Here is a 1,143-nt window from a genome sequence, read left to right as displayed (position 1 = left end):
TACGCGAGCGGGACCATCAGCGCGGCGCCGAGCGCGATGCCGCCGACGAGGACTCGCTTGCCGCCGTGCGGGAGGTCGGCGCCCGTTTCGAGGGCCTCGGGGACGAACTCGGTGACGACGAGGTAGATCATCGCGCCCGCGGCGAAGCCGAAGCCGTACGGGAGGACCTCGCGGGCGTACCGCACGAACGCGAACGCGATCACGGCCCCCACCGGCTGCGGGAGGCTGGAGAACACCGCCCACCAGGCCATCTTCCACTTCGAGACGCCCATCGCGCGCAGCGGGATCGAGATGGCCGTCCCCTCGGGGACGTTGTGGATCGAGATTGCAACGGTCATGAACACGGCCAAGAGCGGGACGGTGAAGCCGAACAGCGCGGTCCCGCCCTGGATGCCGAGGTCCGCGAAGGAGACGCCGACCGCGATCCCCTCGGGGAAACTGTGAACCGTCAACACCCCGAGGATCAGGATTAGCTTCTTGAAATCCGCCTCCTCGTACTCTTTGGGATCGATGTCGGCGTCGGTCAGCACGTCGTGCGCGAAGACGACGAGGGCGACGCCCGCGAGCATGCCGATCCCGATCTCGACCGGCGTCCCCTCCGCGAGCCCCTCCTGGATCAGCCCGAACAGCGACGCCGCGACCATGATCCCCGACGCGAACCCCCACAGCGCCACGTTCCCGCGGTCGCTGATCGCGTCGAAGAAGAAGAACGGGAGCGCGCCGATCCCGGTCGCCAGCGCCGTGATCAGGCCGGCGACGAAGACGAACGCGTAGGCGTTGAGCGCGACCATTCGATAGGTCGTTGTACGCCGGTAGCGCCCATAACTTCGGCGGGCGCGGTCACCGACTGAGAACGCCTCACAACAGCACGGTCGGCGGGTTCACCCCAGCATCCGAACGACGCCGGCGAGGAACACGAGGAGAAGCAACGCGACGAGCAGCAACAGCGCGGTGAGTTTCGTCCCGGGCGCGGCGCAGCGACCGTCGGACGATTGGCTGTGCCGCCCGAGACGCTCTCGCGGCCGGCTCGGTGCGGGCACGCTCAGGCTCCGTGGTCGGACTCCGACGGGTCCGACTCGTTCGTCACCGTCTTTTCACTCGACGGGTCCGACTCGTTCGTCACCGTCTTTTCACTTGACGGGT

Annotated in this window: 2 protein-coding genes; both read right to left on the bottom strand. The window is 67.8% G+C overall.

From position 1 onward, the window contains the following. Positions 1–791: ZIP family metal transporter (locus U4E84_RS18155; RefSeq protein ID WP_322533467.1), on the bottom strand; the 791-nt coding region annotated here is incomplete at its 3' end. 90 nt (positions 792–881) lie between these two features. Next, the gene (locus tag U4E84_RS18150) at positions 882–1,040 is read right to left on the bottom strand and encodes a hypothetical protein (protein ID WP_322533466.1); all 159 of its coding nucleotides are present in this window, start codon (positions 1,038–1,040) and stop codon (positions 882–884) included. Positions 1,041–1,143: the final 103 nt, after the last annotated feature.

The sequence above is a fragment of the Halorubrum sp. AD140 genome, assembly GCF_034497445.1.
In the GTDB taxonomy this organism is placed as follows: domain Archaea; phylum Halobacteriota; class Halobacteria; order Halobacteriales; family Haloferacaceae; genus Halorubrum.
Note: the sequence above shows the minus strand (reverse complement) of the source record. Positions and strands in the feature narration are given on the sequence as shown.